The organism is Streptomyces sp. NPDC050263 (genome assembly GCF_040655955.1).
Lineage (GTDB): Bacteria > Actinomycetota > Actinomycetes > Streptomycetales > Streptomycetaceae > Streptomyces.
Map to the genome: position 1 here is coordinate 36050 of NZ_JBFAKW010000056.1, position 23459 is coordinate 59508.

Here is a 23459-nt window from a genome sequence, read left to right on the forward strand (position 1 = left end):
ATTTCTTGTGAAAATCTCATGATCCTCAGTCCGGCATCAGACGGGTCAGCCGGCATCAGCCCAGTGTCACGGTCGGCACCGGGTTGCTGCCGCTCCAGTTCGCGTTGAAGCCGAAGCTCACCGAACCGCCGTCCGGGACCGTCCCGTTGTACGAGGCGTTCACGCACGACACGGCCGCCCCCGACTGCGTGCAGGTCGCGTTCCAGGCCTGGGTGATCTGCTGCCCGGCGCCGTACGTCCAGGTCACCTTCCAGGACGACAGCGAGGCTCCCGAGCAGGAGATCGTCACGTTCCCGGTGAACCCGGTGTTCCACTGACTGCCCACGCTGTAGACGGCCGTGCAGGCGCCGGTGGGCGGGGGCGTGGTCGTGCCGCCGAGCGCCTCCGCGATGCCGTAGTACGCGGGTTTCGGCGCGTAGTTCGCGTCGTACGGGGTCGCCGCGCCCTGCCCCGGGAAGGTGCTCTCCACCCAGGAGTCGGAGTCGGTGAAGCCCCAGACGGTGAGGTTCACGCAGCGCGCGACCGCCACGCAGGCGGCGGTGACCGCCTTGTAGTCGGCCTTCTGCTGAGCGAGCTTGGCGCTGTCGGAGGGCAGCGTCATCCGGATGTCCAGCTCGGTGATCGCCACGTCGACGCCGAGGTCGGCGAAGCGCTGGATGTTCTGCTGGAAGGTGGCGGGGACCTGGCCGAGGATCAGGTGCGCCTGGAGCCCGACGCCGTCCACGGGGACGCCCCGCTCCTTCAGCGACTTGACCAGGTTGTACAGGGCGGTGCTCTTCGCGTTGACGCCCTCGACGTTGTAGTCGTTGATGTAGAGCTCGGCGGCCGGGTCGGCGGCCCGCGCCCAGGTCAGCGCATTGGCGATGTAGTCGACGCCGAGGCCGTTGTACCAGAGGGTCGAGCGGTAGGTGCCGTCCTCGTTGAAGGGCTCGTTGACGACGTCCCAGGCGGCGATCTGCCCCTTGTAGCGGCCGACCTCGGTGTTGATGTGGTTCTGCAGCAGGCTGCTGAGCTGGGCGGACGTCCAGCTGCCGTTCGTCAGCCAGCTCGGGTTCTGGCTGTGCCAGACCAGGGTGTGGCCGCGCACCTGTTGGTTGTGGGCCTGCGCGAAGGCCACGATCCGGTCGGCCTCCGCCCAGTTGAACGTGCCTTGGGTCGGCTCGACCGAGCCCCACTTCATGGCGTTGCCGGGGGTCAGCGAGCCGAACTGCGCCCCGGCGATGTCGCCGTAGGTCCCGGTGAGCTTGGAGCCGGTCACCGCCGTGCCGACGACCTTGCCCTTGGCCGCGCCGAGGTCGCGCAACGGGGTGTCGGCGGCGTGCGCCACTCCGGACAGCAGAGCGCCGACCGTGGCCGCCCCGGCGAGCAGGGCGGTGAGACGTGCACGTATCGATGAACTGGAGGATCTCATTGCGGGTGCCTCCGAAAGTTTCGGTCGTGCAACCGATTGACTTCGGAGGAGTGTGGAGGCGGCTCTCGCACTCGTCAATACGTCAGCTTCCGGCCACCGGCGGCGCCCCGGTGCTCGCCCGCACCACCAGGCTGGTCGCCAGCTCCACCCGCGTGGCCGTCGGCGCCTCCCGCGACGTCGACCGCCCCAGCTCCAGCACCAGCCGGGCCGCCGCCTCCGCCATCTCGGTGAGCGGCTGGCGTACGGAGGTCAGCGGCGGGCCCACCCAGCGGGCCACCGGGAGGTCGTCGAAGCCGACCACGCTCACGTCCTCCGGGATGCGCAGGCCCAGTTCACGGGCGGCCTCGTAGCAGCCGAGCGCCTGGAGGTCGTTGCCCGCGAAGACGGCGGTGGGCCGGTCGGGGCGGTCGAGGAGCTCACGGCCGAGGCGGTAGCCGGTCTCGTGGTGGAAGTCGCCGGTCTTGACCAGCCCCTGCTCGACCGGCAGCCCGGCCGTCTCCAGCGCGGCCCGGTAGCCGTCGATCCGGGCGCGGCTGCACATCATCTGCGGCGGCCCGCTGATCGCCCCGATCCGCCGGTGCCCCAGCTCCACCAGGTGCCGGGTCGCGGCGAGGCCGCCCTGCCAGTTGGTCGCCCCGATGGACGGCACGTCGGCGCCCGGGTCGCCGGCCGGGTCCATCACCACGAACGGGATGGAACGGCTGGTCAGCAGCGCCCGCTGGGACTCGTCGAGCCCGGACAGCACCAGGACGACACCGTGCGGGCGGCGGGCGGCGACCTGGTCGGCCCAGGTCCGGCCGGGCGTGAGCCGGCCCGCGCTCTCGCTCAGCACCACGCTCAGCCCGGCGTCCCGCGCCACGTTCTCCACACCCCGGATGACCTCCATCGCCCAGGCGCTGTCCAGCTCGTGGAAGACCAGGTCGATCAGCGGGGAGCGGGTCGCCTCGGCGCGCCGGCGCCGGTAGCCGTGGGCGCGCAGCAGTTCCTCGACGCGGGTGCGGGTCGCGGGGGCGACGTCGGCGCGGCCGTTGAGGACCTTCGAAACAGTCGGTGCCGATACGCCGGCCTCGCGGGCGATCTCCGCGAGGGTCGCGGTCTGCGTCGGCCGCGCTTCTGTCCGCGTTTCTGTGGGCTCCGAAGGTGTCATGGCGGCGATCGTATCGTCACGTGACCTCTTGACGAACCCAGTACGACGCCATAGGTTCCCGGAACATTCGAAGTACAGTTCGAAACATTCGCACAGAACGACGTGTCCCTCTGGTGGCTCACCGACCTCTGACAGGAGTTTCATGACCACCGCCCCCTGGCGTGACCCCGCCCTGCCCGCCGCCGCCCGCGTCGACGACCTCCTCCCCCGGATGACCCTGGAGGAGAAGACCGCCCAGCTGTACGGCGTGTGGGTCGGCGCCGCGACGGACGGCGACGGAGTCGCCCCGCACCAGCACGACATGACCGCCGACTACGACTGGAACGAGCTGATCACCCGGGGGCTCGGCCAGCTGACCCGGTCCTTCGGCACCGCCCCCGTGGACCCGGCGCTCGGCGCCCGCGCCCTGGCCCTCGCCCAGCGGCGGATCGTCGCCGCGGGCCGCTTCGGCATCCCGGCGGTCGCCCACGAGGAGTGCCTGGCCGGCTTCACCGCCTGGCGGGCCACCGCCTACCCGGTCCCGCTGGCCTGGGGCGCCGCCTTCGACCCGCCCCTGGTGGAGGAGGTCGGCCGGGCGATCGGCCGCGACCTGCGCGCGGTCGGCGTCCACCAGGGCCTGGCCCCCGTCCTGGACGTCGTCCGGGACCCGCGCTGGGGACGGGTCGAGGAGACGATCGGCGAGGACCCGTACCTGGTGGGCACCGTCGGCACGGCCTACGTCCGCGGTCTGGAGTCGGCCGGGGTCGTCGCCACGCTCAAGCACTTCGCCGGGTACGCCTCCTCGGCGGGCGCCCGCAACCTGGCCCCGGTGCGCGCCGGCACCCGGGAGTTCGCGGACGTGACGCTGCCGCCGTTCGAGATGGCGCTGCGCGAAGGCGGGGCGCGCTCGGTGATGGCCGCCTACACCGAACGCGACGGCGTCCCCGCCTCCGCCGACCCCGAGCTGCTGACCCGCCTCCTGCGCGAGGAGTGGGGCTTCACCGGGACGGTCGTCGCCGACTACTTCGGCATCGGCTTCCTCCAGACCCTGCACCGGGTCGCCGGCACCGCCGCGGAGACGGCCCACGTCGCCCTGGCGGCCGGCATCGATGTCGAGCTGCCCACGGTGAAGTACTACGGCGAGGCGCTCGTGGCGGCCGTGCGGGCGGGCGAGGTCGCCGAGGAACTGGTCGACCGGGCCGCCCGGCGCGTCCTGCTCCAGAAGTGCGAACTGGGCCTGCTGGACGAGGACTGGCGGCCGCCGAGCCCCGAGTCGATCGAGTCGATCGACCTCGACCCGGCGGCCAACCGCGCCCTGGCCCGCCGGCTCGCGGAGGAGTCGGTGGTCCTGCTGGACAACCCCGACGGCCTGCTCCCGCTCGCCCCCGACACCCGGGTGGCCGTGGTCGGGCCGCGGGCGGCGGACGCGCTGGCGATGCTCGGCTGCTACTCCTTCCCCTCGCACGTCCTGCCCCATCACCCCGGGGTGGAGACGGGCATCGAGATCCCGACCCTGCTGGAGTCCCTGCGGGCCGAGCTCCCGGACGCCAAGGTGACGTTCACCGAAGGCTGCGGGGTCTCGGACCCGGACCCGTCCGGCTTCCCGGAGGCCGTCGCGCGCACCGCTGAGGCGGACGTCTGCGTGGCCGTCCTCGGCGACCGGGCGGGCCTGTTCGGCCGGGGCACCTCGGGCGAGGGCTGCGATGTGACCGACCTGAACCTGCCGGGCGTCCAGGGCGAGCTGCTGGACGCGCTGGTGGCGACGGGCGTCCCGGTCGTCCTCGTCCTGCTCACCGGCCGCCCGTACGCGCTCGGGCGGTGGCACGGACGGCTGGGGGCGGTCGTCCAGGCGTTCTTCCCGGGCGAGGAGGGCGGTCCGGCGGTCGCGGGAGTGCTGTCGGGCCGCGTCAACCCCTGCGGCCGCCTCCCGGTGAGCGTGCCGCGCGTGCCGGGCGGCCAGCCCTGGACCTACCTCCAGCCGCCCCTGGGCCTGGCCGGCGAGGTCAGCAACCTGGACCCGACCCCGCTGTACCCCTTCGGCCACGGTCGCTCCTACACGGAGTTCGCCTGGGAGGACTTCACCGGCGGCCCGGCCACGGCAGACGGCCCCGCGACGGAGATCGGCACGGACGGCGACCACGACCTGTCCGTCACCGTCCGCAACGCCGGGGACCGGGCGGGCGCGGAGGTCGTGCAGCTGTACCTGCACGACCCGGTCGCCTCGGTGACCCGCCCCGACGTCCGCCTGATCGGCTACCGGCGGCTGGAGCTGGCGGCGGGCGAATCGGCGCGGGTCACCTTCCGCTTCCATGCCGACCTGTCCGCGTTCACCGACCGCGAGGGCCGGCGGGTGGTCGAACCCGGCGCGCTGGAACTGCGGTTGGGCACGTCCAGCGCCGAGGTGCGGGAGGTGGCCCGGGTACGGCTGACCGGGCCGGTGCGCGAGGTGGGGGCGGAGCGGCGGCTGCGCTGCGAGACGGAGGTTTTGCGTAACTGAGGTGCGGCCGGGGGGTGTCCGCGTGGCACAATCCGCCGACACTCCAGGCACATGACGGGACCGCCATGGACACCCCCAGATCCACAACCGAGGGCACAGCCGCGTCCGAGCACGGCCGTGGCCGTGAGTGGCTGCTCGGCATCGCCATGCCGGTGCTGGCCTGGCTGCCGAGGGCGGTCATCGGATCGGCCCTGATCCTCGCGCTGTACCTCTGGGGTCTGCGCTGGCCCGCGGCCGCGGTGCTGTTCCTGCTCGTCGTCGGGGTCTCCAGGAGCGTCCTGGAGACCCGCGGCCCGCTGCCCGGCCGCGCTGTCCGCCCCGAGGACGAACCGGAGTTGGCCGCGCTGGTGCGGGACGTCGCCGAGCGGCTCGGCTTCCGCGAGCCGCTCCTCGTGCGGATCGTGCCGGTCGTCCAGGCGTCCCTGGGCCGCACCGAGGTGAGCGGCGTGCGCACCCACGTCCTCCTCCTCGGCCTGCCCCTGCTGCGCAATCTGACCGAGGCTCAGCTGGCCTCCGTCATCGCGCACGAGCTGGCGCACGAGAAACACCTGGGCGACCGGCGTCACCGTCTGCTGCGGTTCGGCCGCGCCGTGCTCGCGGAGCGGCTGGAGGGCCGCTTCCTCCCCTTCGCGCCCCTGGCCACGCCGCTGCTGCGCGCCACCCGGCCCCGGATCTGGGCCGACGAGAGGGCCGCCGACGTCGACGCGGCCCGGATCGCGGGCACCGAGGCCACCGCCGAGGCGCTGCGCCGGGCGGGGCTGCTGGACGCGGCCTTCGCGGCGTTCGCCGAGCGCTGGACGGCGGCGCTGGCCGAGGAGGACGCCTGGCCCGTGGACCTCTACGACGGCTTCGACGCCGCCGTGAGCGACCCGTACGTCGCCCGCCGGGCAGCGCGCGCCGCCGCCGAGGAGGACGCCGTGGACCCGTACGCCGCGGCCGACCATCCGCCGCTGACCGTCCGGGTGGCCGCGCTGCCGGCCCACCCCACGACCCCGTACGGCGCCGCCCCGCTCGTCCTGCGGACCGGGCCGGCCGTCGAGGCCTGGTGTCACCGGCAGCTCGCGGGTCTGGACTGGGAGCCCGAGCCGGAGCCGGGCGACGAGCCGGACCGGGTGCGCGTCCTCGACCTGCCCGCCGACCGGCTCCGCGGGCTCGGCTTCGACACCCGCCTCGCCCTCCTCGACGCGACCGGCCGGGACAGCTCGACCGAGGCGGTGGCGGCGGCCCTGGACGCCCTCGCCGACGGCAGCTGGCCGCGGCTGGCCCGCCGTCTCGAACCCGCCCTGCGCCGGGCGCCCGCGGCCGTCCGTCCGACGCTCTCCCGGACCGTCCTGGCCGGCGCCCTGAGCTCGCCGTTCGCCGAGGTGCTGTGCACGACGGGCTGGACGTACACCAGCCGCTGGCTCTCCACGGTCGTCACCGCGCCGGACGACGGCCGCGTCGTCGACCTGCACGAACTGATCGGCGAGGCCCTGCGCAGCGGGGACCCGCAACCGGTGCTGACCCTCTGGGCGTCCGCCGAACCGAAGGAGTGGGCCGTATGAGACGCCCCGGACCCGCCCTGCGCGTGGGCCTCCTGGGCGTGGCCGTCACGCTCACCGGCTACGCCCTCTTCGCCGGTTGGCTCGGCCTGCACGCCCAGCGCTACACCGCCGCCCGGGACCGGGCCACGGAACGGACCGTGGGCGTCGTCGTCGAGGACGGCATCGGCGACGAGGACGACATCCGGGTGCGCTGGACGGACGCCCAGAACCGCACCCACGTGCAGCGCTTCGCCGTCTACGACACCGACCGCTACCGCAAGGGCGGCCGCTTCCCGGTGGCCTACGACGCCGGCGACCCGACGCCCGAGGGTTTCCCGGCCGACCCGGACGAGACGGCGACCGAGGACGACCTGATCATGCCGATCGCCCTGGGCACGGCGGCGGCCCTCCCCCTCCTCGGCGTCTGGGCCTGGCGGGGGCTGCGCTTCTGCCGCACGGCCCGCCGCCCGGGCCGCCCGATGACGGCGCGCGTCCGCTACGGCCTACGGCGGGCGACGAGGACGACCTGGCTGGAACTGACGGCACCCGACGGCGCCCGGCACCGGCAACGGGTCATGTGGCACCCGATCCTGGACGACACCCCCGCCGACTCCCCGGTGACCGTGCACGGCCCGCCCCGCGGCCCCGCCGTCGTCGCCCTCCTCGACGGCACCCGACTGGTCCCCCTGGGCCGACTGCGACCCGCGACCGCGCTCACTGCCCTCTTCGACGACGAGGCCGTCCGCGCCGACCTGCGGGACGCTTTCGTCCTGCCCGCCGACACCGTCGTACGCCCCACCCGCGCCGCTTGGTGGCGGGGCGCCGTGACCGCCGCCGCCGGCACCGCCGTCGGCGTCGTCGCGGGTCTCGCCGTGAGCGGCGGAAGCCTGGTCACGACAGTGGCCTTCGCCCTGTGCGCGACCACCCTGCTCACCTCGACGTGGGCCCTGTCGGCGCCCCAGCCGTAGGAGGCTCCGCCACCGCCTCGAACCGCCAGCGGTGCACCGCCCGGGTCACCAACTCCCCGCCCGGCTCCGGGAGTTCGGGCAGGACGGCGTCGTACTCGGCGTCCCACCACGTGATGACCAGCACCCGGTCCTGCGGGGCCCGGAAGGTCTCCCGGCGCAGCGGCTGCCCGGCGAGTTCCTGCGCCCGCGCCCACGCCAGCAGCTCCGCGCCCCGCCCGGCGACCGCGCGGGCCTCCCACATCAGCGCGACGGTCATGAGTACAGGTTGTCCTTGGCGACCTCGTGCACATGATCGTGGTGGTGTTCGTGGGTGCGGCCGGGGACGTGGGGGTCCGTCACCGGGAGCGACGAGTCCGCCGACAGGTCCCAGCTCGACGCGGCCCGCCCCCGGGCCACCATCTCCGCGCCCAGGGCCGCCACCATCGCGCCGTTGTCCGTGCAGAGCTTGGGGCGCGGCACCCGCAGCCGGATGCCGGCCGCCTCGCAGCGCTCCTGGGCCAGCGCCCGCAGCCGGGTGTTGGCGGCCACGCCGCCGCCGATCATCAGGTGGTCGACGCCTTCGTCCTTGCAGGCCCGGACGGCCTTGCGGGTCAGGACGTCCACGACCGCCTCCTGGAAGGAGGCCGCCACGTCCCGGACCGGCACCTCCTCGCCCGCGGCCCGCTTCGCCTCGATCCAGCGGGCGACCGACGTCTTCAGACCGGAGAAGGAGAAGTCGTACGCCGGGTCGCGCGAGCCGGTCAGGCCGCGCGGGAACGCGATCGCCTTCGGGTCGCCCTCGCGCGCGTAGCGGTCGATGACCGGGCCGCCCGGGAAGCCCAGGTTCAGCACCCGGGCGATCTTGTCGAAGGCCTCGCCCGCCGCGTCGTCGATGGTCGCGCCCAGCGGACGGACGTCGGCGGTGATGTCGGTGGACAGCAGGAGGGACGAGTGGCCGCCGGACACCAGCAGGGCCATCGTCGGCTCCGGCAGCGCGCCGTGCTCCAGCTGGTCCACGCAGATGTGGGAGGCGAGGTGGTTGACGCCGTAGAGGGGCTTGCCCAGGGCGTAGGCGTACGCCTTCGCCGCCGAGACGCCGACCAGGAGCGCGCCCGCCAGACCCGGACCGGCCGTGACCGCGATGCCGTCGAGGTCCTTCGCGCTCACCCCCGCTTCCTTCAGCGCCCGGTCGATGGTCGGGACCATGGCCTCCAGATGGGCCCGGGAGGCCACCTCCGGCACGACCCCGCCGAAGCGGGCGTGCTCGTCGACGCTGGAGGCGATCGCGTCCGCCAGCAGGGTCGTGCCGCGCACGACGCCCACGCCGGTCTCGTCGCAGGAGGTCTCGATCCCCAGAACCAGGGGTTCGTCAGCCATTGTTCTCGGTTTCCTGTGTCCCTTGTACCGAGGTCGGTACCTGTCTCGATGGGTCGGTGAGGCGCATGACCAGGGCGTCCACGTTCCCCGGCTGGTAGTAGCCGCGGCGGAAGCCGATGGCCTCGAAGCCGAAGCGCTCGTAGAGCTTCTGGGCGCGGACGTTGTCGATCCGGCACTCCAGCATGACCTCGGCGCACTCGAAGGCGGTCGCCGCCCGCAGCAGCTCGGTCAGCAGCCGGCCGCCGAGTCCTGTGCCCCAGTGGTCGCGGGCGACCGCGATGGTCTGGACGTCGGCGAGGTCACCCGCTGCGGCCAGGCCCGCGTATCCGACGATCCGGTCGTCCTTGGCCGTGTCGACGGCGATCAGGTACCGCCGGGTCGCCGCGGGGCCGCGGGCGTGGGCCAGGTCGGACCAGAACATGCCCCGCGACCAGGCGTCCTCGGGGAAGAGGTCCTTCTCCAGTTCCAGCACCGGCTCGATGTGCCACCAGCGCATCTCGCACAGCACGGGGTTGACGGGTTCGGTCACTTGGGGGTGACCACCTTGTAGTTCTTGGGCACCTGGGCGTCCGGCCGGCGCAGGTACAGCGGCCGCGGGGCCGGCAGCTCCTCGCCCGCGGCCAGCTTCTCCGCGGCCAGACTCGCGAGCGCCGCCGCCGAGACGTGCTCGGGCTCGTGCGCGTGCGGGAACGTCTCCGGGTAGAGCAGCGCGCCCGCGCCGACGGCCGGCAGCCCGGCCACCTGGTCGGCGATGTCGGCGGGCCGGTCGACGGCCGGGCCCGAGAGGCGGGTCCGGGAGTCGGCGTAGCGCGCCCAGTAGACCTCCTTGCGCCGGGCGTCGGTCGCCACGACGAAGGGGCCTTCGAGGTCGGACGCGTACGCGAGGCCGTCGAGCGTGCACAGCCCGTGCACGGGGACGCCCAGCGCGAGCCCGAAGGTGTCGGCGGTCATCAGCCCCACTCTCAGCCCCGTGTACGGGCCGGGGCCGACGCCGACGACGATCCCGCTGACGGCGTCGAGCCGGAGCCCGGCCCCGGCGAGCAGCCGGTCGACGGCGGGCAGCAGCAGCTCGCCGTGCCGGCGCGCGTCCACCTGACTCGAGGAGGCGATGACGCCGTCGCCGTCGTGCAGCGCGACGGTGATGGCGGGGGTGGCGGTATCCAGAGCGAGCAAGAGCACGCAAACAGCCTACGGCTCCCGTGCCTCGGACACGGCCGTCCCGGCCGGAGGCGTGAACACTGCTAACGTCGCCGCGAAACGTGATCAACGGGACGGATGGGACGGTTCGCCGATGCCGAGCAACAGCGCGACTTTCGTGGCCGGGCTGACCGCGGCGGCCCTGACGACGGTCGGGTTCCTCGCCTTCCAGGCGTCGGCGAGCGCACCCGCCGACCTCGCGAAGCCGCAGCGCAGCGGCGCCCCCGCGAAGGCGGCGAGCGCGCAGCGCGAGCGCTCGGCCGCGTTGCCGGACGACTCCGGCGTGGGCGAGCGGGTCGTGTACGCGCTGGGCGGCGACCGGGTGTGGCTGGTCGGCTCGAACGACGAGGTCAAGCGCACGTTCAAGGTCGCTCCCGGCAGTGTGGACCCGCTCCCGGGGAGTTACGACGTGTCCTCGCGCTCGGGCGCCGTCACGGGCACCGACGGCACCCCCATCGAGCACGTCGTGCGCTTCACCGCCGTGGACGGCGTGACGATCGGCTTCAGCGCGGCACTGGACGGCTCACTGCCGGAGGCCGACCCGACGGTGAAGACGGGCGGCATCCGGGAGACCGTCGCGGACGGCAACGCGATGTGGGACTTCGCCACGATCGGACAGCGGATCATCGTGATCCCCTGAGCCCCCTCACGCCGCCTCGGGGCGCCTGACCGGTTCTTCCGCGAGCCCGGGGTCGGGCAGTCTCGGCGGCGTCGAGACGGCCTCGGCGGCCGCGCACGAGGCCAGCAGGTCACGCATCGACGCACCGGCGAGCATGAACGGCCGAGACGGCTGGGGCCGGCACTGGGGCCGAGACGGAGACGGAGACGGAGACGGAGACTGGGACTGGGACTGGGACTGGGGCTCTGTGGCCGACATGGACGCCTCCTGAAGTTCGGGGGCGGGCGTACTTAGGTAGACCTAAGTAAGAACTTGATACCATGTGACCACGCGCCGGACGCCGAGCGCAACATTTTGCCGACAGGTTGTCGGAACATTCACGAAGTCGGATCACGCCGGATCACGCCGAACAGCGACGGCCTCAGGCCGACAGCACGCTGAGGTCCACCGCGGCCCACCGCTCCCCGAGCCCGGTCACCGTCACATGCCGCACCTCGTCCGTCGTGTCGCCGACGGCCCGGTGGATACGGACCTGGAGCCGCTCCTCGGTCAGCTCCTCGACCTTGCCCTCGCCCCACTCCACGACGATCACCGAGTCGGTCAGCGACACATCGAGGTCGAGATCCTCCATCTCGTCGAGCCCGCCGCCCAGGCGGTACGCGTCGACATGGACGAGCGGCGGGCCGCCCCCGAGGGAGGGGTGCACCCGGGCGATCACGAAGGTGGGCGAGGTGACCGCGCCGCGGACCCCGAGGCCCTCGCCGAGCCCCCGAGTGAGCGTCGTCTTGCCCGCGCCGAGCTCCCCGCTGAGCATCACGAGATCCCCGGCGCGGAGCAGCTTGGCCAGGCGACGGCCCAGCTCCCGCATCTGGCCGGGGGAGGTGACGGTGAGCTCGACGTCAGCCGGGTTGCGCGGTGCTGCTGGTGCTTCCATAGCCCTTCACGGTAGCCCCTGCGGGCACGGCGCCCGCGCGGGTGAGCAGGTCGGCGAGGCGGTCGGTGACCACTTCCGGGTGTTCCAGCATCACGAGGTGGCCCGCGTCCGGCACCAGCACCAGTTCCGCGTCCGGCAGCAGGTCGGAGATGGCCTCGCTGTGCTCGCTCGGCGTGACCAGGTCCCCGATCCCGGCCAACACCAGTACCGGCAGGTCCGTGAAACAGGCGAGCGCCTCGGTCTTGTCGTGCTCGGTGAAGGCCGGGTAGAACTCGGCGACCACGTCGATCGGCGTGCTCTCGATCATCCGCTCGGCGAACCGAGCCACGGCCGGATCCACGTCCCGGGACGCGAACGAGTACCGCTTGATGATCCCGGCGAAGAGATCGGCGGTGGCCCGCCGCCCCTTCTCCACCAGGGCCGCCTGCTGCCCGAGCGCCCTCAGCACCCCCGGCAGCACCCGCCGCACCGCGTTCACGCCCGCGACCGGCAGCCCGAAGTTGACCTCGCCCATCCGCCCGGACGAGGTGCCGACGAACGCGGTCGCGACGACCCGCTCGCTGATCAGCTCGGGGTACAGCGCGGCCAGCGCCATCACCGTCATACCGCCCATGGAGTGCCCGACCAGCACGATCGGGCCCTCCGGAACGGCCGCGTCGACGACGGCCTTCAGGTCGCGGCCGAGCTGGTCGATGCTGACCGGCACACCCTCCTGCACCTGGGCGACGCCGCGCCCGGAACGGCCGTGGCTGCGCTGATCCCAGTACACGGTCCGCACGACGCCCCGCAGGGCCGCCCGCTGGAAGTGCCAGGAGTCCTGGTTGAGGCAGTAGCCGTGGCTGAAGACCACGGTGACGGGCAGCGGCGCCTTGCGCCCGAACAGCCGGCGCCGCCGGCCCGCCGGCCCGCCCTGCGGCTCGACGTCGTCCACCTCGTAGTACAGCTCGGTGCCGTCGTCGGCGTAGGCCTTGCCCGGAGTGCCGCGCAGCCCGCCGTACGGGCCCGTCGAGTCGAGGGCGAGTCGGGCCTTGGCCCGCATGCCGCGCCCCACGGTCATCCGCTCCAGGGCGACGCCGGCCGCGGCGCCCGCGGCGATCACGCCTATCGCGGCGCCGGCGATGCCGGTCGCCCGGCGCCAGCCCCCGCCCGCCCCCGTGGCGGAGGCGGCGGCGACCGCCGAAGCGGCGCTCGCCATCGCCTCCGCACCGCTCTCACTCACGTACCGCTCCTCTCCGCCCGACGCCACGTCTTCTCACACATTCACATGACCGCATTCCCCTGGGACCTGTCCTGGACGGTTCATGCTGATGTATTTACGTAGACGCGGGGAACCCGCACTCCGATGCGGGTGACGATCTCGTACCCGATGGTTCCGGCCGCCTGCGCCCAGTCCTCCGCCGTGGGCTCGCCGTGGTCGCCGGGGCCGAAGAGGATCGCCTCCGCGCCCGGCTCGGGCTCGTCGCCGCCGAGGTCGACGACGAACTGGTCCATCGCGATGCGCCCGGCGGCCGTCCGCCACTTGCCGCCGACCAGCACCGGGCCGGTGCCGGAGGCATGCCGGGGAACGCCGTCCGCATAGCCCAGGGGGATCAGGCCGAGGGTGGTCTCGCCCGGGGTGACGTAGTGATGGCCGTAGCTGACGCCGTGCCCGCCCGGGACGTGCTTCACCAGGGCGAGCGAGGCCGCGAGGGTCATCACCGGACGCAGCCCGAAGTCGGCCGAGGAGCCCAGCTCGGGGCTGGGCGAGACGCCGTACATGGCGATGCCCGGGCGGACGAGGTCGAAGTGGGTCTCCGGGAGCGTGAGCGTGGCCGGGGAGTTGGCGATGTGCCGCACCTCGGGCCGGGCGCCCAGCCGCTCGGCGTGCGCTGTCATCTCCCGGAAGCGGCCGAGTTGGACGGCGACGGAAGGATGCCCGGGCTCGTCGGCGCAGGCGAGGTGCGACCAGAGTCCGGTGATCCGAACGGTCCCCTCCGCCTCGGCGAGCAGCGCCTGCGCGACGAGCTCGGCCCAGTCGGCGGGCTGGCACCCGCCCCGCCCGAGCCCGGTGTCGGCCTTGAGCTGCACACGGGCGGCCCGCCCGGCGGCCCGTGCCCCCTCAACGGCCTCCCGCAGGGCCCACAGTCCACTGACGGAGACGTCGAGATCCGCCTCGACCGCCTCCCGCCAGGGCCCGCCCGGCGTCCACAGCCAGCACATGATCCGGACGTCCGCCGGCAGTCCGCCGTCGGCCCGCAGCGCCAGCGCCTCCTCGGGCGTGGCGGTGCCCACCCAGGTCGCACCGGCCTCGACGGCCGCGCGGGCGCAGGCGGCGGCGCCGTGCCCGTAGCCGTCCGCCTTCACCACGGCCATGAACGCCGCACCCGGCGCCTTGGCGCGCAGCACGCGCACGTTGGCCCGCAGCGCGCCCAGGTCGATCTCGGCACGGGCACGCATCGGGGCAGCGGACAACTCGGCGTTCTCACTCATCGCGCCCAGTGTCTCAGAGGCCCCGGACAGCCCCCGTATTCAGCCCGTCCGGAGGTGCCCCCGCTCGAGCGAGGCCGAGAGTGGGGGAGGGACGGGGCGGCGGCGAAGAAACCAGCCGCCCCTATCCCCGCACGTCCCGCCAAGCGGCCGGCACCGCCTCCGCAACGTCGTGCGCCCCCACCGGCGCGCCCACCGCCGCGAACCGCCCCGCCAGCCCGTGCAGATACGCCCCCACGCTCCCCGCGTCCAACGCGCTCAACCCCGCCGCCAGCAACGACCCCGCGAGCCCGGACAGCACGTCCCCGCTCCCGGCCGTGGCCAGCCACGGCGTCCCCGTCGCGTTCACCCGCACCACCCCGCCGTCCCCCGCCTCCGCGACCAGCGTCGTGGACCCCTTCAGCAGCACGGTCGCCCGATACCGCGCCGCCAACTCCCGCGCGTACCGCAACCGAGCCCCCTCCACCTCCTCCCGCGCCACCCCCAACAGCGCGGCCGCCTCCCCCGCGTGCGGCGTCAGCAGCGTCGGCGCGCCACGCCCCCGCACCGCGTCCACGTCCGCCAGCCGCAGCCCGTCCGCGTCGATCAGCACCGGCACCTCGGCGGCAGCCGCCAGCACCTGCGCCACCGCGGCAGCGTCGTCCCCGGCTCCCGGTCCGACGACCCACGCCTGCACCCGCCCGGCCTGCTTCGGTCCCTGGTCGGAGACGAGCGTCTCGGGGAACCGCGCGACGACCGCGTCCCCGGCCGGCCCGACGTACCGCACGGCCCCCGCACCGCCCCGCAGCGCGCCCGCGACGGCCAGCACGGCGGCCCCGGGATACCGGGCGGACCCGGCGGCGATCCCGACGACCCCCCGCCGGTACTTGTCGCTCTTCCCGCCCGGCACCGGCAGCAGGCCGGCCACGTCCGCGTGCTGCAGGGCCGCCAACTCGGGCCGGCCGGGCAGCGCGTCCCCCAGCCCGATGTCGACGAGCCGCACCGACCCGGCGTACTCCCGCGCGGGATCGATCAGCAGCCCCGGCTTGTGCGTGCCGAAGGTGACGGTGAGGTCGGCGCGGATCGCACTCCCGTGCACCTCGCCCGTATCGGCGTCGACGCCGCTGGGCAGATCGACGGCGACGACGACGGCCCGTGACTCGGCGACCACCCCGGCCAGCGCGGCCGCGTCCGGCCGCAGCCCGCCCCGGCCCCCGATCCCGACGATCCCGTCGAGCACGAGGTCGGCGCGCCGCACGACGTCCCCGGCGCCGCCCGGGGCGACCGTGCTCCCACCGGCCCGCCGCAAGGCGGCAAGCCCGCCGGCGTGCGTCCGTTCGGGCGCGAGCAGCACCGCGGTCACCCCCGCCCCGCGCCGGACGAGCCGGGCCCCGGCGTACAGCGCGTCGCCCCCGTTGTCCCCGCTGCCGACCAGCAGCACGACCCGCCGCCCGTACACCCGCCCCAGCAGATCCGCGCAGGCGGCGGCGAGCCCCGCGGCGGCCCGCTGCATGAGGGCCCCTTCGGGCACCCTGGCCATCAACTCCCGCTCGGCACGGCGGACGGTCTCGACGCAGTAGGCAGTACGCATACGGCGAGTCTCCCCCGGCCTCCCCCGCCTCCGCACACGGCCCGCTCGGTCCCAGCCGTCGGGCCTCAGCGCCATCCGGTCCCAGCCGTCCGGTCCCAGCGCCATCCGGTCCCAGCCGTCCGGTCTCAGCGCCATCCGGTCCCAGCCGCTCAGTCTCGGCCGCCCGGTCCCAGCACCATCCGGTCCCAGCCGCCCGCTCCCAGCCCCTCGGTCTCAGCCGTCCGGTCCCAGCACCATCCGGTCCCAGCCGCTCGGTCCCAGCCGCCCGGTCCCAGCACCATCCGGTCCCAGCCGTCCCGTCTCGGCCGTCCCGTCTCAGCCCTCCGCGATCACGACCGCCGAGGCGACCCCGGCGTCATGACTCAACGACACATGCCAGCTCCGCACGCCCAGTTCGGCCGCCCGCGCGGCGACACTCCCCCGCACCCGCAGCCGAGGCCGCCCGCTGTCCTCGACAAAGACCTCGGCGTCCGTCCACAGCAACCCGGGCGGCGCCCCCAGCGCCTTGGCCAGGGCCTCCTTCGCCGCGAACCGCGCGGCCAGCGAGGCGACCCCGCGCCGCTCCCCGTTCGCCAGCAGCAACTCGCTCTCCAGGAACAGCCGCCCGGCCAGCGCGGGCGTCCGCTCCAGCGACGCCGCGAACCGCTCGATCTCGGCCACGTCGATACCGACCCCGATGATGCTCATGCCGAGCACCCTAAGGCCGCCCTGTCACAGCCTGCTGCTAGCCTGCGGCGACTTGATCAAGCAGGCTTTCACCGCCGCGCGCCCTGGGGGGCCAGCCCGCGCGCCGCGGACGCAACGCCAGGGGGCGGAGGAATGACCAGCACTTCGTCGGGGCCGACGTTCGACCCGTACGACAACACACCCGAGCTGATCCCATTGCGCACCGCCGCGCAGGCCGGGGACTGGCCCGCCGTCCGGGCCTTCTTCGCGGGCCTCAGGTCGGTCGACCGGCTCACCTCGGCCTCCGGCCTCCTCGCCGACATCCCCGGCGTCGAGAACTTCCTGGAGCGGGCGGCCGCCGAACTGCCCGGCGACCCGCTGCCGCGCGCCCTCCTCGCCGAGCGGTACGTCTACATCGGCTGGGACATCCGCAGCGGCGCCCTCGCCAAGCACGTCTCGCAGGACCAGTTCGGCCAGTTCCACGACTGGCTGCGGCGGGCCGAGCAGATCCTGATCGAGGTGTGCGCCGAGCAGCCCGCGTACGCCCCCGCCTGGACGGCCCGTCTGCTGACCGCGCGCGGTCTGGAGCTGGGCCTGACCGAGGCCCGCCGCCGCTACGACCGGCTCGCCGCCCACCACCCGCACCACTACCGCGCCCAGTCGCAGCTGCTCCAGCAGCTGTGCCCGAAGTGGGGCGGCTCCTGGGAGGCGGCGCACGGTTTCGCCCGCGAGTGCGCCACCGGGGCCCCCGACGGCTCCGCCTCCGGCGCGCTGGTCGCCCTCGCCCACATCGAGCACTGGGTGGACCTGAAGAGCACCGAGCGCACCGCCTACCTGCGCGGTGTGCCGGTCCGCGACGACCTGCGCTTCGCCGCCCAGGTCTCCGTGCTGCACCCGGATCACCGGCCCGACTGGAACTCGATCGGCGCGCACAGCGCGTTCGCGTTCGCCTTCTCGCTCGGCGGCCACTTCGCGGACGCGGCCCCGCACTTCGCCTTCCTCGGCGACCGGGCGTCCGAGTTCCCGTGGCAGTACCTGCCCGACCAGAAGTCGGCGTTCCTCAAGTTCCGCACGTTCGCGCTGGCGAGCCAGGAAGGCAGACAGCCGTGACCACCGACCCGCACGACGACACCGTCGCGGACGCCCTCGGCACCGCGGACGCCCTCGCCGCCCTCACCGGCCTGGTCTCGCACACCACCACCGACGGCATCCCCACCCTCTACGCCCCGGCCACCGCGTCCGGCGGCAACGAGATCACCGCCGGCCTCTTCTTCCGGGTGGGCCGCGCCGACGAGACCCTGGCCACCGCCGGCCTCACCCACCTCGTCGAACACCTCGCCCTGCACCGCCTCGGCCTGTCCGACCTGCACTACAACGGCGCGACGGCGAACGCGTACACCCTCTTCCACGTCCACGGCAGCGAGGCGGAGGTCGTCGAGTACCTCAACAGCGTGTGCGCCGGGCTGCGGGACCTGCCGATGGAGCGGCTGGAGACCGAGAAGGAGATCCTGCGCACCGAGGCGGCCGGCCGCGGCGGCGGCCCGCAACAGCAGCTGCCGCTGTGGCGGTACGGCGCCCAGGGCTACGGCCTGACCAGCTACAACGAGCTCGGCACCTGGAGCCTGACCCCGGACCAGGTGCGCGACTGGGCCCAAACCCGCTTCACCAGGGACAACGCGGTCCTGCGGATCACCAGCGACCACGTCCCCGAGGGCCTGGACCTCACCCTCCCACGGGGCTCCCGCCGCCCCGCGCCGGCCGCGACCAGCGCCCTGCCGGTCACCCCCGCCTTCATCTGCGGCGACGACGGCCACGTGGTCCTCACCTCGGTGCTCCGCCGCTCCACCGCGGCCAGCGTCTTCGCGGACGTCCTCGGCCGGGCCCTCTTCCAGGACCTGCGCCAGGAAGGCGGCTACTCCTACTCCGCGGAGGCCGACTACTCCCCGCGCGACGCCGACTTCGCCACCCTCACCGCGTACGCCGACGCCCTCCCGCAGAAGCAGGACGCGGTCGTCGGCGGGTTCGTCGACACCCTCGCCCGGCTGCGCGCGGGCCGCATCGAGCAGGCCGAGCTGGACTCCGCCCGCGGCAAGATCCTCAAGATGTACGACACTCCCGACCTCGCCGCGGCCGCGCTCCCCTCGTACGCGCTGAGCCTGCTGCTCGGGCACCGCGTCCTGACCCCCGAGCAGCACCGGGCCGAGCTGGAGGCGGTGACGGTGGACGACCTGCGCGACGTCGCCCGGGAGGCATGGGCCGACGCCCTGCTCCAGGTGCCGGGCCGGGGCGTCGACTGGGCGGGCTGCACCGTCGCCCCGCAGATCTCGACGGACTCCGTCACCGGCACCCGCCACCCGTCCCTGGAGGACGAGGACGTCACCCTGGTCATCGGCACGGAGGGGGTGAGCCTGCTGACCCCGAGGGGCCCGATCACCGTCCGCTACGACGCCTGCTCGGCGATGACCGTCCGCCCCGACGGCGCCCGCGGCCTCACCGGCCACGACGCCTTCTCCATCACGGTGGAGCCGACCCTGTACCAAGGGGTGACCCCGGAGCGCATCGCGGCCCTCGACGCGGCCGTCCCCGCGCCGGCGGTCGTGCGGATGCCGGCCCGGCCCCCGGAGCAGATCCCCCAGCCCCGCAAGCGGACGCCCGCCTCCGGCCGGACCGGCGGCGCCCGCTCCACCTGGGCCTGGACCACCGCCCTCTGGCTCGTGGGCCTGCTCGCGGTGGCCTGGGGACTGCTCTGCGCGGTGATCACCTCCGAGGAGGCCTCGGCCGCGAACCCGGAGTGGGACGTGATCGTGGGCGTCTGGATCATGGAGATCCCGCTGGCCTTCGCCACCTGGAAGCTGTACACGGCCCGCAGGCAACGCCGCCGCTCCTGACGAACGGGCGGGGCGCCTCTCAAAGAGCGCCCCGCCTGCCGGAGACCCGACTGCCGGAGACCCGACTGCCGGAGACCCGACTGCCAGGGACCCGACTACTCCACCGTCACCGACTTCGCCAGGTTCCGGGGCTGATCCACCTCGTTGCCCCGCGCGGTGGCGAGCTCGCACGCGAACACCTGCAACGGCACCGTCGCCACCAGCGGCTGGAGCAGCGTAGGAGTCGCCGGAATCCGGATCAGATGATCGGCGTACGGCACCACCGCCTCGTCCCCCTCCTCCGCGATGACGATCGTGCGCGCACCCCGCGCCCGGATCTCCTGGATGTTGGACACGATCTTGTCGTGCAGGACGGACCGCCCCCGAGGCGACGGCACCACCACGACGACCGGCAGATCCTCCTCGATGAGCGCGATCGGCCCGTGCTTCAGCTCACCGGCGGCGAACCCCTCCGCGTGCATGTAGGCGAGCTCCTTCAGCTTGAGCGCACCCTCCAGCGCGACCGGATACCCCACGTGCCGCCCCAGGAACAGCACCGTGTCCTTCCCGGCGAGCGACCGCGCCAGCTCCCGCACCGGCTCCATCGTCTCCAGCACCCGCTCGACCTCACAGGAGATCCGCGCGAGGTCCCGGACGACGGTCCGGATCTCGTCCGCCCACTTGGTGCCGCGCACCTGACCGAGATACAGCGCGACCAGATAGCAGGCGACCAACTGGGTCAGGAACGCCTTGGTGGACGCGACGGCCACCTCCGGCCCGGCGTGCGTGTACAGCACCGCGTCCGACTCACGAGGGATCGTCGAGCCGTTGGTGTTGCAGATCGCCAGCACCTTGGAGCCCTGCTCGCGGGCGTGCCGCAGCGCCATCAGGGTGTCCATGGTCTCGCCGGACTGCGAGATGGCGATGACGAGCGACCGGGGGCCCAGGATCGGATCCCGATATCGGAACTCACTGGCCAGCTCCACCTCGCACGGGATCCGCGTCCAGTGCTCGATGGCGTACTTGGCGATCAGCCCGGCGTGGAAGGCCGTACCGCAGGCCACGATGACGACCTTGTCGACCTCCCGCAGCTCGGAGGCCGGGATCCGCACCTCGTCGAGGGTCAGCGCACCCGAGCCGTCGATCCGGCCCAGCAGGGTGTCGGCGACCGCCTTGGGCTGCTCGGCGATCTCCTTGAGCATGAAGTAGTCATAACCCCCCTTTTCCGCGGCCGACGCGTCCCAGTCGACGTGGTACTCGCGGATCTGTGCCGGCAGTCCGTCGAACCCGGTGACCGTCACCCCGTCCCGCCGCAGCTCGACGACCTGGTCCTGTCCCAGCTCGATCGCCGACCGCGTGTGGGCGATGAACGCGGCGACGTCCGAGGCGAGAAAGGCCTCGTCCTCTCCAACGCCCACCACCAGCGGCGAGTTCCGCCGCGCGCCGACCACCACACCGGGCTCGTCGGCATGCACCGCGACCAGCGTGAACGCCCCCTCCAGCCGCCGGCACACCAGACGCATCGACTCCGCCAGATCGGAGGTCACGGAGAACTCCTCGGCGAGCAGATGCGCGACGACCTCGGTGTCGGTCTCCGAGCCCAGCTCATGCCCCCGCTCGGCCAGTTCGGCCCGCAGCGCGGCGAAGTTCTCGATGATCCCGTTGTGCACGACGGCGACCCGCCCGGCGTTGTCGAGATGCGGATGGGCGTTCGCATCGGTCGGCCCGCCGTGCGTGGCCCACCGCGTGTGCCCGATGCCCGTCGGCCCGGTCGGCAGCGGCCGCGCCCCGAGCTCCTTCTCCAGATTGACGAGCTTGCCCGCCTTCCTGGCGGCGGCGAGCCCGCCGTCCGCCAGCACGGCGACACCCGCCGAGTCGTACCCCCGGTACTCCAGCCGTTTCAGCCCGGCCATGACGACCTCTAGCGCCGACTGAGACCCCACGTATCCCACGATTCCGCACATGCGCGGCAGCCTACGACCGAACCCCGTCCCGAAAGAGCCTCCGCGTGCCCGATTTCGGAAATTCTGCGGGAGTTCCCCGGACGTGACGGACCCCACCCGCCATCCAGTTCAAACTCCGTTAACAATGGACTGTGATCTCTCCGGTCTCCTCGATGCCCCGGAGCGCCCACCGGCACAGGCCGGAGGCGACTCCCTACGTCGACCTCACCCGCCCCGAGTGGAGCGCGCTGCGTGAGAAGACGCCGCTGCCGCTGAGCGCCGAGGAGGTCGAGAAGCTGCGCGGCCTGGGCGACGTCATCGACCTCGACGAGGTGCGCGACATCTACCTCCCGCTGTCCCGTCTCCTCAACCTCTACATCGGCGCCACCGACGGCCTGCGCGGCGCTCTGAACACCTTCCTCGGCGAACAGGGCTCCCAGTCCGGCACCCCGTTCGTCATAGGAGTCGCCGGCTCCGTCGCCGTAGGCAAGTCGACGGTCGCCCGCCTCCTCCAGGCCCTGCTCTCCCGCTGGCCGGAACACCCCCGCGTGGAACTGGTCACCACGGACGGGTTCCTGCTCCCCACCAGAGAACTCGAAGCGCGCGGCCTGATGTCCCGCAAGGGCTTCCCCGAGTCCTACGACCGCCGCGCCCTCACCCGCTTCGTCGCCGACATCAAGGCAGGAAAGGACGAGGTCACCGCCCCCGTCTACTCCCACCTGATCTACGACATCGTGCCGGACCGCAAGCTCACCGTCCGCCGCCCCGACATCCTCATCGTCGAGGGCCTCAACGTCCTGCAGCCCGCCCTGCCCGGGACGGACGGCCGCACCCGCGTCGGCCTCGCCGACTACTTCGACTTCAGCGTGTACGTCGACGCCCGCGTCGAGGACGTCGAGCGCTGGTACCTCAACCGCTTCCGCAAGTTGCGCGACACGGCGTTCCAGGACCCGTCCTCCTACTTCCGCAAGTACACCCAGGTCTCGGAGGACGAGGCCCTCGACTACGCCCGCACGATGTGGCGCACCATCAACAAGCCCAACCTGGTGGAGAACATCGCCCCCACCCGAGGCCGCGCCACCCTGGTGGTCCGCAAGGGCCAGGACCACAAGGTCCAACGCCTGAGCCTGCGCAAACTCTGACCGCGGACGCCGACGGCTACCCTGCCCCCATGCTGCACCTGCGCCTGATCACCCCGTCGGACCGGACCGACGACGTGGTCCGACTGATCGAGCGGACCGTCGGCACCACCCACCTGGTGGTGCTGACGGGCGCGGCCCGCAACCCGGCCGGCGATGTCGTCCTGTGCGACGTGGCACGCGAGGCGGGCGACGAACTCCTCGCCGGGCTACAGCAGTTGGGCCTCGACAAGACGGGCTCGATCGCCGTCGAGAACATCGACCTGTCGCTGTCCCGGCGCGCCGACAAGGCCGAGGCGGAGGCGCCGGGCGAGGGCGCCGACGCGGTCCTGTGGGAGCACCTCACGGACGCCACCCACGAGGAGTCGACGCTCTCCGTCACCTACCTCGCGTTCATCACGCTGGCCACGATGATCGCGGCCTGCGGCGTGGTCCTGGACAGCGCGATCCTGGTCGTGGGCGCGATGGCCGTCGGCCCCGAGTTCGGCCCTCTGGCCGGCGTCTGCACATCGATCGTGCAACGCGCCCCCCGCCTGGCCCTGCGCTCGCTGACCGCCCTGCTGATCGGTTTCGCGGCGGCCATGGCGGTGACGGTCGGCTTCAGTCTCTTCATGGACGCCCTGGGCCTGTTCAGCAAGGAACAGTTGGAGGCGGACCGCCCCCAGACCGGCTTCGTCTACGCCCCCGACCCCTTCTCGTTCATCGTGGCCGTCCTGGCGGGAGCCGCCGGCACCCTCTCCCTGACCTCGGCGAAGTCCGGAGCCCTGGTCGGCGTGGCGATCTCGGTGACGACAGTCCCGGCCGCAGCCAACGCCGCGGTAGCCCTCAGCTACGGCGACACAGAACAGACCTGGGGCTCGACAGAACAACTTCTGCTGAACCTGCTGGGCATCATCCTGGCAGGCACCCTGACACTGCTGGCCCAGAAGTACTTCTGGTCAAAGCAACAGCGACGAGTCAAGGCAGGGTGAGCAGAGGGTTTTCGCTCTCAGGGGCGCGGGGAACTGCGCGACAAGCCACGAAGCACCCGCAGCCCGCAGCGCACAGAACCCCACCTCCGAACCCGGCACCCGCACCCGGCGGCTAGGGGGCTTCTGATGGATCTCCGTGGGAGAAGGAGCGGCGTTCGGTGCGTGCTCTCGGTGTGCCGGGCGAGAGTCCTCGTAGCGGAGCTACT

The 23459-nt window shown here is 73.3% G+C and carries 20 protein-coding genes; 8 read left to right on the top strand and 12 right to left on the bottom strand.

The window, feature by feature from the left end; genetic code table 11:
* Positions 1-55: 55 nt before the first annotated feature.
* Positions 56-1411 carry an endo-1,4-beta-xylanase gene (locus AB0J04_RS24430; protein ID WP_363170668.1) on the bottom strand — a complete coding sequence of 452 codons (1356 nt, stop codon included), beginning with the start codon at positions 1409-1411 and terminating at the stop codon, positions 56-58.
* A gap of 82 nt (positions 1412-1493) precedes the next feature.
* Positions 1494-2558, bottom strand: a complete 1065-nt coding sequence (locus AB0J04_RS24435; protein WP_363170669.1) for a LacI family DNA-binding transcriptional regulator — start codon at positions 2556-2558, stop codon at positions 1494-1496.
* 142 nt (positions 2559-2700) lie between these two features.
* Here AB0J04_RS24435 and AB0J04_RS24440 point away from each other — a divergent pair, with 142 nt between their 5' ends.
* The 3 genes from AB0J04_RS24440 to AB0J04_RS24450 all read left to right on the top strand — a co-directional run bounded on the left by AB0J04_RS24440 (position 2701) and on the right by AB0J04_RS24450 (position 7525).
* Entirely contained in the window at positions 2701-5034 is a 2334-nt protein-coding gene (locus tag AB0J04_RS24440; protein WP_363170670.1) for a glycoside hydrolase family 3 N-terminal domain-containing protein, read from the top strand.
* A 65-nt stretch (positions 5035-5099) separates the two neighbouring features.
* Complete coding sequence (locus tag AB0J04_RS24445; RefSeq protein ID WP_363170671.1) at positions 5100-6578, top strand: hypothetical protein; 1479 nt, start codon at positions 5100-5102, stop codon at positions 6576-6578.
* Positions 6575-7525 carry a hypothetical protein gene (locus AB0J04_RS24450; RefSeq protein WP_363170672.1) on the top strand — a complete coding sequence of 317 codons (951 nt, stop codon included), beginning with the start codon at positions 6575-6577 and terminating at the stop codon, positions 7523-7525. The genes AB0J04_RS24445 and AB0J04_RS24450 overlap by 4 nt, the downstream gene beginning before the upstream one ends.
* Here the strand turns inward: AB0J04_RS24450 and AB0J04_RS24455 are convergent.
* The 4 genes from AB0J04_RS24455 to tsaB are packed head-to-tail and all read right to left on the bottom strand — an operon-like array spanning position 7488 to position 10060.
* Entirely contained in the window at positions 7488-7781 is a 294-nt protein-coding gene (locus AB0J04_RS24455) for a hypothetical protein (protein ID WP_363170673.1), read from the bottom strand. The genes AB0J04_RS24450 and AB0J04_RS24455 overlap by 38 nt on opposite strands.
* The gene (tsaD, locus tag AB0J04_RS24460) at positions 7778-8881 is read right to left on the bottom strand and encodes a tRNA (adenosine(37)-N6)-threonylcarbamoyltransferase complex transferase subunit TsaD (RefSeq protein WP_363170674.1); all 1104 of its coding nucleotides are present in this window, start codon (positions 8879-8881) and stop codon (positions 7778-7780) included. The genes AB0J04_RS24455 and tsaD overlap by 4 nt, the downstream gene beginning before the upstream one ends.
* Positions 8874-9410 carry a ribosomal protein S18-alanine N-acetyltransferase gene (gene rimI, locus AB0J04_RS24465; protein WP_363170675.1) on the bottom strand — a complete coding sequence of 179 codons (537 nt, stop codon included), beginning with the start codon at positions 9408-9410 and terminating at the stop codon, positions 8874-8876. Before rimI ends, tsaD begins: the two co-directional genes overlap by 8 nt.
* Positions 9407-10060, bottom strand: coding sequence for a tRNA (adenosine(37)-N6)-threonylcarbamoyltransferase complex dimerization subunit type 1 TsaB (gene tsaB / locus AB0J04_RS24470; protein WP_363170676.1), 654 nt, complete (start codon positions 10058-10060; stop codon positions 9407-9409). Before tsaB ends, rimI begins: the two co-directional genes overlap by 4 nt.
* Before the next feature lie 112 nt (positions 10061-10172).
* Between tsaB and AB0J04_RS24475 the strand changes: the two genes are divergently transcribed.
* Positions 10173-10718 carry a hypothetical protein gene (locus AB0J04_RS24475; RefSeq protein ID WP_363170677.1) on the top strand — a complete coding sequence of 182 codons (546 nt, stop codon included), beginning with the start codon at positions 10173-10175 and terminating at the stop codon, positions 10716-10718.
* Between the two features lie 400 nt (positions 10719-11118).
* On the opposite strand, the gene tsaE is transcribed toward AB0J04_RS24475, so the two are convergent.
* The 5 genes from tsaE to AB0J04_RS24500 form a co-directional block, all read right to left on the bottom strand.
* Positions 11119-11631 carry a tRNA (adenosine(37)-N6)-threonylcarbamoyltransferase complex ATPase subunit type 1 TsaE gene (gene tsaE, locus AB0J04_RS24480; RefSeq protein ID WP_363170678.1) on the bottom strand — a complete coding sequence of 171 codons (513 nt, stop codon included), beginning with the start codon at positions 11629-11631 and terminating at the stop codon, positions 11119-11121.
* Complete coding sequence (locus AB0J04_RS24485; protein ID WP_363170679.1) at positions 11597-12850, bottom strand: alpha/beta hydrolase; 1254 nt, start codon at positions 12848-12850, stop codon at positions 11597-11599. The genes tsaE and AB0J04_RS24485 overlap by 35 nt, the downstream gene beginning before the upstream one ends.
* An 80-nt stretch (positions 12851-12930) precedes the next feature.
* Positions 12931-14100, bottom strand: a complete 1170-nt coding sequence (gene alr / locus AB0J04_RS24490) for an alanine racemase (protein WP_363170680.1) — start codon at positions 14098-14100, stop codon at positions 12931-12933.
* Between the two features lie 121 nt (positions 14101-14221).
* Entirely contained in the window at positions 14222-15667 is a 1446-nt protein-coding gene (locus AB0J04_RS24495; RefSeq protein ID WP_363170681.1) for an NAD(P)H-hydrate dehydratase, read from the bottom strand.
* A gap of 315 nt (positions 15668-15982) precedes the next feature.
* Positions 15983-16354, bottom strand: coding sequence for a holo-ACP synthase (locus AB0J04_RS24500; RefSeq protein WP_363170682.1), 372 nt, complete (start codon positions 16352-16354; stop codon positions 15983-15985).
* Between the two features lie 132 nt (positions 16355-16486).
* On the opposite strand from AB0J04_RS24500, the gene AB0J04_RS24505 reads away from it, so the two are divergent.
* Together AB0J04_RS24505 and AB0J04_RS24510 are read left to right on the top strand one after the other, a co-directional pair.
* Positions 16487-17443 carry a hypothetical protein gene (locus AB0J04_RS24505; protein WP_363170683.1) on the top strand — a complete coding sequence of 319 codons (957 nt, stop codon included), beginning with the start codon at positions 16487-16489 and terminating at the stop codon, positions 17441-17443.
* Positions 17440-19221, top strand: a complete 1782-nt coding sequence (locus AB0J04_RS24510) for an insulinase family protein (RefSeq protein WP_363170684.1) — start codon at positions 17440-17442, stop codon at positions 19219-19221. The genes AB0J04_RS24505 and AB0J04_RS24510 overlap by 4 nt, the downstream gene beginning before the upstream one ends.
* A 95-nt stretch (positions 19222-19316) precedes the next feature.
* Here AB0J04_RS24510 and glmS read toward each other — a convergent pair whose 3' ends face one another.
* Positions 19317-21164: a glutamine--fructose-6-phosphate transaminase (isomerizing) gene (gene glmS, locus AB0J04_RS24515; RefSeq protein WP_363170685.1), complete on the bottom strand. Its 1848-nt coding sequence runs from the start codon at positions 21162-21164 to the stop codon at positions 19317-19319.
* A gap of 131 nt (positions 21165-21295) precedes the next feature.
* Between glmS and coaA the strand changes: the two genes are divergently transcribed.
* Positions 21296-22285: a type I pantothenate kinase gene (coaA, locus tag AB0J04_RS24520; RefSeq protein WP_363170686.1), complete on the top strand. Its 990-nt coding sequence runs from the start codon at positions 21296-21298 to the stop codon at positions 22283-22285.
* Positions 22286-22314: 29 nt separating this feature from the next.
* A complete protein-coding gene (locus AB0J04_RS24525) occupies positions 22315-23253 on the top strand; it encodes a DUF389 domain-containing protein (RefSeq protein ID WP_363170687.1) in 939 nt (312 codons plus the stop codon).
* Positions 23254-23459: the final 206 nt, after the last annotated feature.

Bases quoted from the DNA above. Each gene is read 5' to 3' on its own strand.
- AB0J04_RS24435 (WP_363170669.1), bottom strand. From the start codon at position 2,558: ATGACACCTTCGGAGCCCACAGAAACGCGGACAGAAGCGCGGCCGACG.
- AB0J04_RS24430 (WP_363170668.1), bottom strand. From the start codon at position 1,411: ATGAGATCCTCCAGTTCATCGATACGTGCACGTCTCACCGCCCTGCTC.
- AB0J04_RS24525 (WP_363170687.1), top strand. From the start codon at position 22,315: ATGCTGCACCTGCGCCTGATCACCCCGTCGGACCGGACCGACGACGTG.
- AB0J04_RS24455 (WP_363170673.1), bottom strand. From the start codon at position 7,781: ATGACCGTCGCGCTGATGTGGGAGGCCCGCGCGGTCGCCGGGCGGGGC.
- alr (WP_363170680.1), bottom strand. From the start codon at position 14,100: ATGAGTGAGAACGCCGAGTTGTCCGCTGCCCCGATGCGTGCCCGTGCC.
- AB0J04_RS24445 (WP_363170671.1), top strand. From the start codon at position 5,100: ATGGACACCCCCAGATCCACAACCGAGGGCACAGCCGCGTCCGAGCAC.
- AB0J04_RS24495 (WP_363170681.1), bottom strand. From the start codon at position 15,667: ATGCGTACTGCCTACTGCGTCGAGACCGTCCGCCGTGCCGAGCGGGAG.
- AB0J04_RS24440 (WP_363170670.1), top strand. From the start codon at position 2,701: ATGACCACCGCCCCCTGGCGTGACCCCGCCCTGCCCGCCGCCGCCCGC.
- AB0J04_RS24450 (WP_363170672.1), top strand. From the start codon at position 6,575: ATGAGACGCCCCGGACCCGCCCTGCGCGTGGGCCTCCTGGGCGTGGCC.
- tsaD (WP_363170674.1), bottom strand. From the start codon at position 8,881: ATGGCTGACGAACCCCTGGTTCTGGGGATCGAGACCTCCTGCGACGAG.
- AB0J04_RS24505 (WP_363170683.1), top strand. From the start codon at position 16,487: ATGACCAGCACTTCGTCGGGGCCGACGTTCGACCCGTACGACAACACA.
- tsaE (WP_363170678.1), bottom strand. From the start codon at position 11,631: ATGGAAGCACCAGCAGCACCGCGCAACCCGGCTGACGTCGAGCTCACC.
- glmS (WP_363170685.1), bottom strand. From the start codon at position 21,164: ATGTGCGGAATCGTGGGATACGTGGGGTCTCAGTCGGCGCTAGAGGTC.
- AB0J04_RS24500 (WP_363170682.1), bottom strand. From the start codon at position 16,354: ATGAGCATCATCGGGGTCGGTATCGACGTGGCCGAGATCGAGCGGTTC.
- AB0J04_RS24475 (WP_363170677.1), top strand. From the start codon at position 10,173: ATGCCGAGCAACAGCGCGACTTTCGTGGCCGGGCTGACCGCGGCGGCC.